This window comes from Streptomyces albus subsp. albus, from assembly GCF_000719865.1.
Classification (GTDB): domain Bacteria; phylum Actinomycetota; class Actinomycetes; order Streptomycetales; family Streptomycetaceae; genus Streptomyces; species Streptomyces albus_E.
This window is the reverse complement of sequence record NZ_JOID01000008.1, coordinates 142,686-156,619: the sequence shown is the minus strand read 5'-3', so window position 1 is coordinate 156,619 and position 13,934 is coordinate 142,686. Positions and strand designations below refer to the sequence as shown.

General features: G+C 72.7%; 13 protein-coding genes and 1 tRNA gene. 7 read left to right on the top strand and 7 right to left on the bottom strand.

All coding sequences use genetic code 11. The features are described 5' to 3' along the window. Positions 1–433: 433 nt before the first annotated feature. Positions 434–517 (top strand) — tRNA-Leu (locus tag IF83_RS0109525). Between the two features lie 219 nt (positions 518–736). Here the strand turns inward: IF83_RS0109525 and IF83_RS0109520 are convergent. After that, positions 737–2,239 (bottom strand): SulP family inorganic anion transporter, encoded by a 1,503-nt coding sequence (locus IF83_RS0109520; RefSeq protein ID WP_030543650.1) that lies wholly within the window; start codon positions 2,237–2,239, stop codon positions 737–739. 395 nt (positions 2,240–2,634) lie between these two features. Here IF83_RS0109520 and IF83_RS0109515 point away from each other — a divergent pair, with 395 nt between their 5' ends. The 3 genes from IF83_RS0109515 to IF83_RS0109505 all read left to right on the top strand — a co-directional run bounded on the left by IF83_RS0109515 (position 2,635) and on the right by IF83_RS0109505 (position 5,415). After that, entirely contained in the window at positions 2,635–3,036 is a 402-nt protein-coding gene (locus IF83_RS0109515; protein WP_030543649.1) for a MerR family transcriptional regulator, read from the top strand. 128 nt (positions 3,037–3,164) lie between these two features. Beyond that, positions 3,165–4,850, top strand: coding sequence for a ribonuclease J (locus IF83_RS0109510; RefSeq protein WP_030543648.1), 1,686 nt, complete (start codon positions 3,165–3,167; stop codon positions 4,848–4,850). A 301-nt stretch (positions 4,851–5,151) separates the two neighbouring features. Then, the gene (locus IF83_RS0109505) at positions 5,152–5,415 is read left to right on the top strand and encodes an SHOCT domain-containing protein (protein WP_030543647.1); all 264 of its coding nucleotides are present in this window, start codon (positions 5,152–5,154) and stop codon (positions 5,413–5,415) included. 64 nt (positions 5,416–5,479) lie between these two features. On the opposite strand, the gene IF83_RS0109500 is transcribed toward IF83_RS0109505, so the two are convergent. From IF83_RS0109500 to IF83_RS0109490, 3 genes are read right to left on the bottom strand one after another with little or no spacing between them, the layout of a single operon-like run. Continuing rightward, positions 5,480–5,707: a DUF2180 family protein gene (locus IF83_RS0109500; protein ID WP_030543646.1), complete on the bottom strand. Its 228-nt coding sequence runs from the start codon at positions 5,705–5,707 to the stop codon at positions 5,480–5,482. Beyond that, positions 5,704–6,828 (bottom strand): ACR3 family arsenite efflux transporter, encoded by a 1,125-nt coding sequence (gene arsB / locus IF83_RS0109495; protein ID WP_030543645.1) that lies wholly within the window; start codon positions 6,826–6,828, stop codon positions 5,704–5,706. The genes IF83_RS0109500 and arsB overlap by 4 nt, the downstream gene beginning before the upstream one ends. Then, positions 6,825–7,139 (bottom strand): ArsR/SmtB family transcription factor, encoded by a 315-nt coding sequence (locus IF83_RS0109490; protein WP_030543644.1) that lies wholly within the window; start codon positions 7,137–7,139, stop codon positions 6,825–6,827. Before IF83_RS0109490 ends, arsB begins: the two co-directional genes overlap by 4 nt. 141 nt (positions 7,140–7,280) lie before the next feature. On the opposite strand from IF83_RS0109490, the gene IF83_RS0109485 reads away from it, so the two are divergent. Beyond that, a complete protein-coding gene (locus IF83_RS0109485; protein ID WP_030543643.1) occupies positions 7,281–7,694 on the top strand; it encodes an arsenate reductase ArsC in 414 nt (137 codons plus the stop codon). A gap of 112 nt (positions 7,695–7,806) precedes the next feature. On the opposite strand, the gene arsA is transcribed toward IF83_RS0109485, so the two are convergent. The 3 genes from arsA to arsM all read right to left on the bottom strand — a co-directional run bounded on the left by arsA (position 7,807) and on the right by arsM (position 11,000). Next, positions 7,807–9,663 (bottom strand): arsenical pump-driving ATPase, encoded by a 1,857-nt coding sequence (gene arsA, locus IF83_RS0109480; RefSeq protein ID WP_078843320.1) that lies wholly within the window; start codon positions 9,661–9,663, stop codon positions 7,807–7,809. A gap of 1 nt (position 9,664) precedes the next feature. Next, positions 9,665–10,045: an arsenite efflux transporter metallochaperone ArsD gene (gene arsD, locus IF83_RS0109475; RefSeq protein WP_030543641.1), complete on the bottom strand. Its 381-nt coding sequence runs from the start codon at positions 10,043–10,045 to the stop codon at positions 9,665–9,667. Positions 10,046–10,166: 121 nt separating this feature from the next. After that, positions 10,167–11,000, bottom strand: coding sequence for an arsenite methyltransferase (gene arsM, locus IF83_RS0109470; protein WP_037679359.1), 834 nt, complete (start codon positions 10,998–11,000; stop codon positions 10,167–10,169). A gap of 218 nt (positions 11,001–11,218) precedes the next feature. Between arsM and IF83_RS0109465 the strand changes: the two genes are divergently transcribed. Together IF83_RS0109465 and IF83_RS0109460 are read left to right on the top strand one after the other, a co-directional pair. Further along, positions 11,219–13,105, top strand: coding sequence for a sensor histidine kinase (locus tag IF83_RS0109465; protein WP_078843319.1), 1,887 nt, complete (start codon positions 11,219–11,221; stop codon positions 13,103–13,105). A gap of 139 nt (positions 13,106–13,244) precedes the next feature. After that, entirely contained in the window at positions 13,245–13,907 is a 663-nt protein-coding gene (locus IF83_RS0109460; RefSeq protein WP_030543638.1) for a response regulator, read from the top strand. Positions 13,908–13,934 lie beyond the last annotated feature (27 nt).

The following is a 13,934-nucleotide window of genomic DNA, read 5'->3' as shown; positions in this document are numbered from 1 at the left end:
CCTCCTTCCCTGACCCGTGCCGCAACGCGCCGCTGGTACTGCCTACTGATCGTATCCACGAGCCGCAAACACGACTGGTTCCACATCCCGCCCCTGCCTGTCAGTGTTGCCGCTCACAGGATCGTAGAGGCGGCCGCCTACAGTGTCCCGCAACCTGCGGGGTGCTCGGGCGGTCGGGGGCGGGAAACCGGACGCCCGCGAGGAGATCGCGGGACGGATGGGGAGAGAGCGGACGGCCGGGGCGGGCGGCGCGGCCCCCGCGGGCGCCGCGGCCGGGTCGCGCGAGGGCCGCGCCGGGGCGCGCGGGGGTCGGCGGAACGCGTGTGAAGTCACCCTGACCGGCGTGCTAATCTTCTGGATGTCGGAAGGCGCTCACACACCACCGGCCCGAAGAGGCCCGGGAGATGTGAGAGAATCATTCGGCAACACCCATGCGCGGGTGGCGGAATAGGCAGACGCGCTGGATTCAGGTTCCAGTGCCCGAAAGGGCGTGGGGGTTCAACTCCCCCCTCGCGCACGCAAGAGGTATCGGAAACGGGCCTCTCCAGGTGACGAAAGTCGCTCGGAGAGGCCCGTTTCGTGTTTTCCGAATCCCGTTCCCCGTCGCCGGCCGGCTGCCGCGCCTGGGCCTCGCCCCCGCGGAGCCGGAGATCACGGTGTCCCGGCCCGGCCCCGCGAGAGGAGTCGTCCTCGGCCCGTCGGGAGGAGGGAGGCCGGGGACGGGCGCGTCAGTGGCTCAGTGGCCCGCGGTGAGCCGGCCGGCGAGCTTGTCGTGCATCTCGGCGCTGGGCTTGTTGAGGCCGACGATGGTGACCTTCTTGCCGCGCTGGGCGTACTTGGTCTCGATGGCGTCCAGGGCGGCGACGGAGGAGGCGTCCCAGATGTGGGCGTCGGTGAGGTCGATGACGACGTCGTCCGGGTCGTCCTTGTAGTCGAACTGGTAGACGAGGTCGTTGGAGGAGGCGAAGAACAGTTCGCCGGTGACCGCGTAGACCACCTGGTTGCCGTCCGGGTCGACCACGCCGGAGACCTCGGCGAGGTGGGCGACGCGCTTGGCGAAGATCACCATGGCGGTGACGCAGCCGACGACCACGCCGATGGCGAGGTTGTGGGTGGCGACGACCACGGCGACCGTGGCGGCCATCACGACCGTCTCGCCCAGCGGCATCCGCCGCAGCGTCCCGGGCCGGACGGAGTGCCAGTCGAAGGTGGCGGCCGAGACGAGGATCATGACGGCGACCAGGGCGGCCATCGGGATGTCGGAGACGACGGGCCCGAAGACCACGACCAGGATCAGCAGGAACGTACCGGCCAGGAAGGTGGAGAGCCGGGTGCGGGCCCCGGAGGTCTTCACGTTGATCATCGTCTGGCCGATCATGGCGCAGCCGCCCATGCCGCCGAAGAATCCCGTGACGACGTTGGCGATGCCCTGGCCGATGGACTCCCGCGTCTTGTTGGAGTGGGTGTCGGTGATGTCGTCGACCAGCTTGGCGGTCATCAGTGACTCCATCAGGCCGACCAGCGCGAAGGCGAAGGAGTACGGGGCGATGACGGTGAGCGTCTCCAGCGTCAGCGGCACCTCGGGCAGGCCCGGCACCGGCAGTGAGGAGGGCAGCTCGCCCTTGTCGCCGACCGTCGGGACGGCCAGGCCGGCGCCGACGGTGATCAGCGTCAGGATGACGATGGAGACCAGCGGGGCCGGGACGGCCTTCGTCAGGCGCGGGAAGAGGACCATCAGCGCCAGGCCGCCCGCGACGAGCGGGTAGACGGCCCAGGGCACGTTCCGCAGCTCGGGGACCTGGGCCAGGAAGATCAGGATCGCGAGGGCGTTGACGAAGCCGACCATCACCGACCGCGGGACGAAGCGCATCAGCTTGGCCACGCCCACCGCGCCGAGGGCGATCTGCATGAGACCGCCGAGGATGACCGCGGCGACCAGGTGACCCAGGCCGTATTCGTGGTTGAGCGGTGCGATGACGAGGGCTATCGCACCGGTCGCCGCCGAGATCATGGCCTTGCGGCCGCCGACGACGGAGATCACCACGGCCATGGTGAAGGAGGCGAACAGGCCGATGGCGGGGTCGACTCCGGCGATGATCGAGAAGGAGATGGCCTCCGGGATCAGGGCCAGGGCGACCACGAGGCCGGCCAGTACCTCGGTGCGGAACACCTTCGGGGAGGCGAGCCAGTCGGGCCGGGACAGGCGCGGCTTGGGCACCGCGGACAGCGAGAAGGACATGCGACCGTTTCTGTTCGGGCGCAGGCCTCCAACCGCTGGATGCCCACGCGTACTCTGCTCCGCACCCGGTGCGGCATCCCGGCGGCCCGGCCTCGACGGGGGCCCTGCCGGTAGGGGGTGGCGGCCGTCGTGGCCGCCGGTCGGGCATCATTGCCCGGAAGTCTGCGGGTGCCGGCGGGGCTTGGTGGGGGCCACGGTCCAGCGGGGGTGCCCGGGCCGCAGCTGTACGGCGCGGGCGTCCACGTCAAAAACTCTACCCTGACGTGAGGGCAGGGTGCGAATCAGGGCTGTGAAATGCAGGTAGACAAGCGCTCGAATCATGTGATTCCAGACACGCGGGCTGGATCGATGCGAACGTTCGAAGCGGTGGAACGGCAGAGGGAGCAGGCGCGGCGATGAGTGAGCGGCAGATGCAGATCGGCGAGGTGGCCGAGCGGACCGGGTTGTCGCTCCGCACGATCCGCCACTACGAGGACGTCGGTCTGGTCCGCCCCTCGGCCCGCAGCAAGGGCGGCTTCCGCCTGTACACCGACGCCGACGTCGAGCGCCTCATGGTCATCCGCCGGATGAAACCGCTGGACTTCTCCCTGGAGGAGATGCGGGATCTGCTGGAGATCACCGACCGCCTCTCGGGCGCCGGTGATCCGCCGGCGGACGGGGAGCGGGAGCTGCTGCGCGAGCGGCTGGACGCGTACCGCAAGGTGGCCGACGCCCGCTGCGAGACCCTGCGGGCCCGGTTGCTGGCCGCCGAGGACTTCGCCGCCACCCTCCGCCGGCGGCTCGAAGCGCGCGGCTGACGGCCGGCGGCGGGCGGCTCCGGAGGCCCTCGGGGGCCGGCTTCCGGTTACCTGATCGGGCGGTGCCGGGTGGGCCGAGCGGTGGGGGCCGGGAGCCGCCTGCCGGAGCCTCCGGTAGCGTCCGGACAATGAGTCATCCCCATCCCGAATTGAAAGCCGCTCCTCCGCTGCCCGACGGCGGGCTGCGGGTGGTCGCCCTGGGCGGCCTGGGCGAGATCGGCCGCAACATGACGGTCTTCGAGCACGCCGGCAAGCTGCTCGTCGTCGACTGCGGCGTGCTCTTCCCCGAGGAGCACCAGCCCGGTGTGGATGTGATCCTCCCCGACTTCACCTCGATCCGGGACCGGCTGGACGACATCGTGGCGATCGTGCTGACGCACGGGCACGAGGACCACATCGGCGGTGTGCCGTATCTGCTCCGCGAGCGGGCGGACATTCCCGTCGTGGGCTCCAAGCTGACGCTGGCGTTCCTGGAGGCGAAGCTCAAGGAGCACGGCATCAAGCCGCGCCAGGTGCGGGTCCGCGAGGGTGACCGGCGCGGCTTCGGCCCGTTCGACTGCGAGTTCGTCGCGGTCAACCACTCGATCCCGGACAGTCTGGCGGTGGCGATCCGCACCTCCGCGGGCCTGGTGCTGCACACCGGCGACTTCAAGATGGACCAGTTCCCGCTGGACGAGCGCATCACCGACCTGCGGGCCTTCGCGCGGCTCGGCGAGGAGGGCGTCGATCTGTTCCTCACCGACTCCACCAACGCCGAAGTGCCCGGCTTCACCACCTCCGAGCAGGAGCTGAACCCCGCGATCGAGCGGGTGCTGAGGACTTCCCCGAAGCGGGTCATCGTCTCCAGCTTCGCCAGCCATGTGCACCGTATCCAGCAGGTGCTCGACGCGGCGCACCAGCACGGCCGGAAGGTCGCCTTCGTGGGCCGGTCGATGGTCCGCAACATGGGCATCGCCCGGGACCTGGGCTATCTGAAGGTGCCCAAGGGGCTGGTGGTCTCCGTGAAGGAGCTGGAGAAGCTGCCGCCGAGCAAGATCGCGCTGGTGTGCACCGGGTCGCAGGGCGAGCCGATGGCCGCGCTGTCGCGGATGGCCAACCGCGACCACATGATCCGGATCGGCGAGGGCGACACCGTGCTGCTGGCCAGCTCGCTCATCCCGGGCAACGAGAACGCCATCTACCGGGTGATCAACGGGCTGACCCGGTGGGGCGCCAACGTCGTCCACAAGGGCAACGCGAAGGTGCACGTCTCCGGGCACGCCAGCGCCGGTGAGCTCGTGTACTGCTACAACATCGTCAAGCCCCGGAACGTCATGCCCGTGCACGGGGAGTGGCGTCACTTGCGGGCCAACGCGGAGCTGGCCGTGCGGACCGGGGTCGACCCCGACCGCGTGGTCATCGCCGAGGACGGCGTGGTCGTCGACCTGGTGGACGGACGGGCCTCGATCACCGGCAAGGTGCCCGCGGGGAACATCTACGTGGACGGCATGGAGGTCGGCGGCGCCACCGAGGCCTCCCTCAAGGACCGGGTCACCCTCGCGGAGGAGGGCGTGGTCACCGTCGTGGCCATCGTCGACGCCGACACCGGCGCCCTGGCCGAGGCCCCCGACTTCCTCGCCCGTGGTTTCGTCCACGACGACACCACGTTCGAGCCGGTCGTGCCCGTCATCGAGAAGACGCTGGCGAAGGCGGCGGAGGAAGGGGTCGGGGAGGCCCACCAGCTCGAACAGCTCATCGCCCGCGCCGTGGCCTCCTGGGCGTTCCGTACGTACCGCCGCAAGCCCCTCATCATCCCCGTCGTCATCGACGCCTGACGGGGGCGCTCACCGGACGGGCCGGGGCCGGGCCTCGTCCCCTTTCCGGGGCGGCCGACGGCGGCCCGGCCGGTGTCCCGAGCCGGTCCCGGAGCCGGGGGAGGGCGGGGTTCCGGTGTCCGCCCCCGGGGCTCCCGTTCAGGGTCGGTTTGGGAAGTCATCCCTACCCGGTGGGGGTACTTGGTCCCGGGTGTGGCCCCCGAACGGCTCATGCGGGCAGCCGGGGGGCGAGGCAGCCTGGAGGATGAGGGCGGCGGACGGTCCGTGTTCGCGGCCCGAGGATCCGAAGGGCGTGAGGGACATGATGTTCTGGTACGACCATGACGTCAGCGGCTGGGGCTGGTTCGCGATGTCCGCCGGGATGATCCTTTTCTGGGTGCTGATCATTACCGGTGCGGTGATGCTCTTCCGGGCCCTGGGCAGCCGGACCGAGCAGCCGACGCGGCCCGTTCCCCCCTCGCCGGAGCAGGTGCTCGCCGAACGGTTCGCACGGGGCGAGATCGACGACGAGGAGTACCGGCGGCGTCTGGACACGCTCCACTCCGCCGGGCCGCCCCGGACGTGAACGGCCGGCGGCCCGCGGCGGGCCCGTGCTCCCGCGGCGGGCCGCCGTGGTGCCGGCCCCGTGGTTACGCGGCGGTCGTGACGGCCACGGGGGCCGCGGCGTCCGCCGTCGCGCACTCCGGGCAGAGGAGCCGGCGCTCGGTGCCGTACAGGGCCGGGCCGATGATCGGGCCGCGGCGGACGGTACGCAGGCCGATCCGGGTGTGCTCCCGGCAGACTCCGGTGCCGCAGCCGGCGCAGAGGCCCGTGGCCGGGGCGGTGTCGCCGTGCAGGGTGCAGGTGAGGCAGTTCATGACAGCTTTCCTTCCGGGCCGGCGGCCGGCGCGGGGGTTCCGAACCGGTGGCGCCAGGCCAGTGACACGTAGACGAGGCCGATGAGAACGGGGACCTCGATCAGGGGGCCGACGACACCCGAGAGCGCCTGGCCGGAGGTGACGCCGAAGGTCGCGATGGCGACAGCGATGGCGAGCTCGAAGTTGTTCCCGGCGGCGGTGAAGGCCAGGGTCGCGGAGCGGTCGTAGGGCAGGCCGATGGCCTTGCCGAGGGCGAAGCTGCCGAACCACATCAGCGCGAAGTAGACGAGCAGGGGGACGGCGATGCGGGCCACGTCCAGCGGCTGCGAGGTGATCGTCTTCCCCTGCAGGGCGAAGAGGACCACGATGGTGAAGAGCAGGCCGTAGAGGGCCCAGGGGCCGATCCTCGGGAGCACCTTCGCCTCGTAGGACTCGCGGCCCATCCGCCGCTCGCCGATGCGGCGGGTGAGGAAGCCGGCGAGGAGCGGGATGCCCAGGAAGATGACGACGTTGAGGGCGATCTCCCACATCGAGATGTCGAGGCGGCTGCCGTCGCCGAGGCCGAGCCAGCCGGGGAGCAGGTCGAGGTAGAACCAGCCGAGCAGGCCGAAGGCCAGGACCTGGAAGACGGAGTTGAGGGCGACGAGGACGGCGGCGGCCTCGCGGTCGCCGCAGGCCAGGTCGTTCCAGATGATGACCATGGCGATGCAGCGGGCCAGGCCGACGATGATCAGCCCCGTGCGGTACTCGGGCAGGTCGGGCAGGAAGATCCAGGCGAGGGCGAACATCACGGCCGGGCCGACGAGCCAGTTGATCACCAGCGAGGAGACCATCAGCCGCTTGTCGCCGGTGACGGCGTCCAGCTTGTCGTAGCGGACCTTGGCCAGGACCGGGTACATCATGATCAGCAGACCGAGCGCGATGGGCAGCGAGATGCCGCCGATCTCCACGGCGGCCAGGGCGTCGTTCATCCCGGGGACGAGCCGGCCCAGGCCCAGGCCCGCGGCCATGGCGATCAGGATCCACACCGCGAGGAAGCGGTCGAGGGTGGAGAGCTTCGCGACGACGGAGGAACCGGGTTCCTCCGTGGCCGGCGCGAGGGGCGGGTCGGTGCGGGTCACGGGCAGGACCTTTTCGTGTCGGCGGCCTGGGTGGCGCGGGCGGTGCGGGCCAGCTCGGCGAACGAGACGGCCAGGGCTTCGATGACGTCGGGCCGCAGCTTGTAGTACGTGTAGCGGCCGCAGGGCTCGGTTTCGACGACTCCGGCCTCGCGGAGCACCCGCAGATGGTTGGAAAGATTCGTCTGGCGGGCGCCGGTCTCCTCGACCAGGTGCGTGGTGCAGAGGGTCTCGCTGGCTAGCAGCGTCACGATTCTCAGCCTGAGCGGGTCCGCCAGCACCCGGATCAGTTCAGTGTCGACTGACGTCATCATGGACTGATACTCTCACATCAGCGTCGGATGATGCCAGTGGCCTGTGGTCCGCCTGTGGCCGCCTGTGGCCAGTTGCCTCGGCCGTTCGCCGCGCGTGTGTGTTTCCGCACGACCCGCCCCTACGGCAAGAGAGAACCCGTGATGACCGAGAAGCCCTCCGTGCTCTTCGTCTGCGTCCACAACGCCGGCCGGTCCCAGATGGCCGCCGCCTGGCTGACTCACCTCGCGGGCGACCGCGTCGAGGTCCGCTCCGCCGGCTCACAGCCCGCCGCCCAGGTCAACCCCGCCGCCGTCGAGGCGATGCGCGAGGTGGGCATCGACATGTCCGCGGAGGTGCCCAAGGTGCTGACGGTGGACGCGGTGCAGGCGTCCGATGTCGTGATCACCATGGGCTGCGGCGACACCTGCCCCGTCTTCCCCGGCAAGCGCTACCTGGACTGGAAGCTGGACGACCCGGCCGGGCAGGGCGTCGACGCCGTGCGGCCCATCCGCGACGAGATCAGGAGCCGGATCGAGGGCCTGATCTCCGAGATCGCCCCGGAACCGGCGGGCTGAGCGCCGGATTCACCGTCCCTCCCCTGCCGGGGTCCCCTGGGGCCGGTACCCGCGTGGGTGCCGGCCCCAGGTGTTCCGGGGCCGCTTACGGGCTCCCGTGGGGTGGCCGGAGTCAGCGCCCGCCGGCGGCCAGCCCGGCCAGCTGTTCCGCCCCGACCGGCGGGACGGCCGTCCAGGGGAGGACGGCGGTGCGCTCGGCGTGCTCGGCGGTCACCTCGGTGAGATAACGCCCCTCGGCCCCGGCCTTGGCCGCCAGCAGCGGATCCACCGGGGAGACGGCGGCGAGGCTCTGGTTGACCACCCAGGCGAAGGGCTCGATACCGGCCCGGACGAGATCGGCCTGCAGCGCGGCGGCCTCGTGCACGGGCGTCGCCTCCGGCAGCGTCACCAGCAGGATCCGGGTGTAGCCGGGATCGGTCAGCCGGTTCAGCAGGTCCACGGCCGCGGCCGGCGGCGTCTGTCCCGTCTGCCCCGCCTGCCGGGACAGCTCGCGCTGGTAGCTCCGGGAGGCGTCGAGCAGCAGCAGGGTGTGGCCGGTGGGCGCCGTGTCGACCACGACGAACCGGTCCGCCGCCTCGGCGACGGTGCGGGCGAAGGCGTGGAAGACCGCGATCTCCTCCGTGCAGGGCGACTCCAGGTCCTCCGCCAGCAGCCGGCGGCCGTCCTCGTCCAGTGACGCCCCCGCCTCCGCCAGCACCGAGGCGGTGTAGGCGGCGGTCTCCGCGGCCGGGTCGATCCGGGTGACGCGCAGCCGGTCGGAGCCGGCGCCGGCGACCGCGTCCACATGCGCGGCCGGGTCGGTCGTGGTGAGCGTGACGGGCAGCCCGCGGCGGGCCAGTTCGACGGCCAGCGCGGCGGCCACGGTGGTCTTGCCGACCCCGCCCTTGCCCATCGTCATCACCAGACCGCTTCCGCCGGCGGCGATCTCGTCCACCAGAGCCCCCAGGCCCGGCTCGCCGGGCCGGACGGCGGCCGCGGCCTCGTCGGCCGCGGGCCGCTCCGCCGGCTCCCGGCCGAGCATGACGCGCAGCGCGGCGAGCCCGACCGGCGGCACGGGCAGCAGCGGCACCCTGTCCACCTCGGTGAGGCGCGCGAGGGCGGGCGGCAGGCGGTCCAGGGCCAATTCGGCACGCCGCTGCCAGGCGACGGCCAGGGGATCGTCCCGCCGCGCCGCGGTGAACACCCCGTTGACCACCAGCCGCTGGCGGGCGATGCCGAGCGCGCGCAGCTCGTCCGCCGTACGGGCCGCTTCGGCCAGCGGCCCGTCGTCCGGACGGGTCACCAGGACGACCGTGGTGCGCTCCGGGTCGGCGAGTGTCTCCATGGCCCGCGCGTACCGTTCCCGCTGCGCGCCCAGCTCGGACAGCGGGCCCAGGCAGGAGGCCCCGCCGGGGTTGGTCACCAGATAGCCCGACCAGGCGGCCGGCAGGCTCAGCAGCCGCAGGGTGTGCCCGGTCGGGGCGGTGTCGAACACGACGTGCTCGAAGCGCTCCGTGACCGCGGGGTCCGCCAGCAGGGCCACGAACTCGTTGAAGGCGGCGATCTCGACGGTGCAGGCGCCGGAGAGCTGCTCCTCGATCTGGTCGATCGCCGAGGCCGGCAGCGTTCCGCGGTAGGGCCCGACGACCTTCTCGCGGTACTGGGCGGCCGCGGCGGCCGGGTCGATGTTCACGGCGTACAGCCCCGGAGCGCCGGGGACGGGCACCGGGACCGGCCCCGCCTCGACGCCCAGGACCTCGCCCAGGTTGGAGGCCGGGTCGGTGCTGACCAGGAGCACCCGCCGGCCGGCGTCGGCCAGCCCGAGAGCGGTGGCCGAGGCGGTCGAGGTCTTGCCGACCCCGCCCTTGCCCGTGAAGAAGAGGTACGGCGTGGCGGCGGCGCGCAGGCCGGCCAGGGCGTCGGAGGGTGAGGGGAGGGGCGCGGGGTGCGGCGGGGGCGCCGTCGCGGGTACCGGTGCGCGGGTGGTCATGTCAGCAGCCCTCGGGGCCGCAGCCGCAGCCACCCGCGCCGCCGGGGTCCTGGGCCAGCGGCAGGCCGGGGCGTTCGGTGGGCAGGCCCGTCCACTCGGCCAGTTCCAGCCGGGTGGGGTAGCGGCCGGAGCAGCGCAGCACCCCGTCGACGAGCACGGCCGGCAGGGCCTCGTCGCCCTTCTCCTGCAGCAGCGACGTCACCTGCGCCTCCGCGGCGAACTTGCCCGGGTCGGTGGAGAGCCCGTACCGGTTCACCCCGACGCCGGCGGTGCCGAGCCACTCCACGTCGGCGGCGAACTGGGTCAGCGCCGGGTCGACCGACGGACCGCAGACTCCTGTGGAGCAGCACATCGCCGGGTCGTACACCTCGACAGCGGACATGGGGGCTCCTTTCCTCGAGCGGGCCGTCCCCGGGATCTCCCGGGGATCGGCCACACGCGACGTTACATCAGTCAAGTCTGATGTATCAATCTCCACTGATGTGATCGGGCGGCCGGCCGTGTCAGCCGCAGCAGGAACCGCCACTGCCCGCGGCCGCCGCCGCGCCGGTGCTCTCCGTGGTGGCCGGGACGGCCGGGGTGCCCTGGGCGTCCGCGGGCTTGACCGCCCGGACGATGGCGGACCACATGCCCTCGGCGACCTCGTGCGCCGGGGTGATCTCGGCATCGCCGAACCCGGCCGTCTCCAGACCCGCGCGGTACTCGGCGTAGGACAGCGCCCCGGCGATGCACCCCACGTAGTTGCCGCGCTCCGCGCGCTGCTCCGGGGTGAGGTGGTCCTCGGCCACCACGTCCGAGATGCCGATGCGGCCGCCGGGCCTCAGGACGCGGAACATCTCGGCGAAGACGGCGGGCTTGTCCACGGACAGGTTGATCACGCAGTTGGAGATCACGACGTCGATGGTGCCCGCGGGCAGCGGGATGGCCTCGATGGTGCCCTTGAGGAACTCGGCGTTGCGGGCGCCGGCCTTCTCCGCGTTGGCGAGCGCGAGGGCCAGCATCTCCTCGGTCATGTCCAGCCCGTAGGCCTTGCCGTCCGGCCCGACCCGGCGCGCGGAGAGCAGGACGTCGATGCCGCCGCCCGAGCCGAGGTCGAGCACCCGCTCGCCTTCGCGGAGTTCGGCGACGGCGAGCGGGTTGCCGCAGCCGAGGGAGGCCGCAACCGCGTCCTCGGGGAGCGCCGAGAGGTCCTCGTCGCCGTAGGTGCGGGCGCCGAAACTCTCGTCGATCTCCGTGGACCCGGATCCGCAGCAGGCCGTGCCGCCCCCGGTCACCTGGAGCGCGGCGGCGGCGTAGCCGGCACGGACGGTCTCGCGCAGATCGGACTGGTCACTCATGAGGGCTCCCCTCGATCGATTCTGCATCGATGTTCGTGGAATCAAGAGTGGGGCCTGAATCGAGAGACGTCAACATAGAAGTGCGTCGAATCAGTGTCCTCCGATCCTCCCGGATGCCCGGCGGGTCCGGCGCGGGTGCCCCCGGGGACGACTTTCGTTGCGTGCGAGCGCGACGAAAGACGGTGCCGCCGGGCCCTCCGGCTGCCTAGCGTGGTCCCGTGGATGTACGGGAGAGGGTGCGGGACGCCCGGGGGCGGCTGTTCGTACGGGCCGACTGGCCGGGGCGGCGCATCGCGGGGGAGCTGGTACTGGCGGCGCTGCTGGCGCTGTCCGGGGCGGGGCTGGAGGCGCTGGGGGACGCCGGCGGTCTCCGAGTGGCGGGCGCCGCGCTCGCGGTGGCCGTGCTCTCCCTGCTGCGGCGGTCGCTGCCGGCGACGGTGCTGGTGGTCACCGGCGCGCTGTCCGGGGTGCTCCCCGGGTTCTCTCTGCTGCTGATGGCCGCCGGCTGGTCCGCGGGCCGGCGGATCGAGGGGGTGGGGCGGGCCCTGGGGGCGTTCGGCGCGGCGTTCGTCCTCAGCACGGGGCTGACGGTGCTGGACGAGAATCCGCGGTTCGGGACGGCGCTGCCCATCCTGATCGTCTTCTCCGGCGCCTTCTTCCTGGCGACGACGGTGGTGCCCGGCCTCGCCAGCCGCTACTGGACGCAGCGCCGTACCCTGCTGCACACCCTGCGCGAGCACAACGCCCAACTGCTGCGCGAGCGCGCCATGGTCGTACGGCAGGCGCGGCTGAGGGAGCGGCAGCGCATCGCGCAGGACATGCACGACAGCCTCGGCCATCAGCTCGCGCTGATCGCCGTCCACACCGGGGCGCTGGAGGTCGACCGCGAACTGACGGGACGGCAGCGCGAGGCGGTGGGCGTGCTGCGCGAGGCGTCGGTGGCCGCGATGCACGAACTGCGCGAGGCCGTGGGCATCCTGCGGGACGGCACGGAGGGCCCGGAGCCGGCCGAGGACGCGCAGCCGGCGGCCCGGGGCGTGGCGGGCGTCGAAGGGCTCGTGGAGGCGTCGCGGGGCGCCGGGACACCGGTCGAGCTGGTGCGCTCGGGCGAGCCGCGGGACCTGCCGCCGGCCGCGGGGCACGCGGCGTACCGGATCGCCCAGGAAGGGCTGACGAACGCGCACAAGCACGCGCCGGGCGCGCCGATCACCGTGCACCTGCGGTACGAGCCGGACTCGCTGGTGATCGAGGTGGCCAACGGACCGGTGCCGGTGCCGGCGGCGGGACCCGTCCCCGTGACGGCCGGGGCCGCGGGGGGCGGCACGGCGGGGGGTGGCACGGTGGGAGGCGCGGTCCTCCGGGTGGCGGCTCCGGTCGGCGATGAGGTGAGCGGCGGCCAGGGGCTGCCCGGGCTGCGGGAACGGGCCCGGCTGGTCGGCGGGATGGTGCACGCCGGTCCGGTGGAGGACGGCGGCTTCCGGCTGGCGGGCGTACTGCCGTACGGGCCGGACCGGGGGACGGAGCGGAAAGGTCACGGAAACGCCGGAGGCGACCCGGCCGGTCCGGCGGGCCTGTACGGCATCGAGGGCGCGGCCGGCGCGGAGCTCCACGGGCCGGGCGGGGTGGTCGCCGGGGCGGTGGCCCTTCCCGTTCAGGGCGGCGCCGGGGGCGGGGGGCCCGCGGAGTACGACCCGTACCGGCCGCCGCGCGAGGTCTCCGGCGCGGTCCGCGGCGGCGGCAGGGCCGGGGGCGTGGCCACCGGCTGCGGGGTCGCGGTGCTGGTGCTGGTGGTGGCGGGTGCCCTCCTGGCGTGGGGCGTCGTCAAGATGGTCCTGGCACTGGAGGAGTCGATGATCTCGCCCAGGACCTATCGGTCGGTGCAGGTCGGGGACTCCGAGGCGGAGGTGCGGAAGAAGGTGCCGGACGGGAGCCCGTGGCTGACGGACGGACTGGAGGAGCAGGGACCGCCCCGGCCGGAGGGCTCCCGCTGTCTGGCCGTGCTGTCCACCGAGTCCTCGGCCGACTGGGCGGTCGATCCGGCGTTCCGCTTCTGCTTCCGGGACGGAAAACTGGTCCAGAAGCGGGCCTACGACGCCCGGTTGTAGCCGGCTCACGAGGGGCCGCTCCGCCGGTCCCCCGTGGCTCGCCCGGAGACCGGGTGCGGGCGCCGTCCTTGCGTCCCGCTCACGGAGACGGAGCAGGCGCAGGGTGCCGTCGGGGAAACGGCGGCCGGACAGGAGAGCTGTGATCAAGGTCCTCGTCGTCGACGACGAGCCGCTCATCAGAGCGGGCATCAGGATGATCCTCACCTCGGATCCCGGCATCGGTGTGGTGGCGGAGGCGGGCAACGGCCGGGAGGCGGTCCAACTGGCCCGTGCGCACGGTGTCGACGTCGTCCTGCTGGACCTTCAGATGCCGGTGATGGACGGGTTGTCGGCCCTCCCCGAACTGCGGCGGGCCGCGCCGGCCGCGCGGGTGCTCGTGCTCACCACCTTCGGGGAGCGGGAGAACGTCCTGCGGGCGCTGGGCACGGGCGGGGCCGGATTCCTGCTGAAGGACTCGGCTCCGGGGGAGCTGATCCGGGCGGTCCGGGCGGCGGCCGCGGGCGACGCCTATCTGTCGCCGGCGGCGACACGGCATGTCGTCGACTCACTGGCCTCGGGGGGAGCGGGTCGCGCGTCCGCACAGGCGGAGGAGGCGCGGCGGCGCCTGGAGACGCTGACCGCACGGGAGCGCGAGGTGCTGGCCCTGCTGGGCGAGGGGCTGTCGAACGCGGACGCGGGGGCGCGGATCCACATGAGCGAGGCGACGGTCAAGACCTACGTCAGCCGCATCCTCGCGAAGCTGGACTGCGAGAACCGGGTCCAGGCGGCACTGCTGGCCCGGGACGCGGGACTGGGGGCCTGAGGGACGAGGACCTGCCCGCCCGCCCGG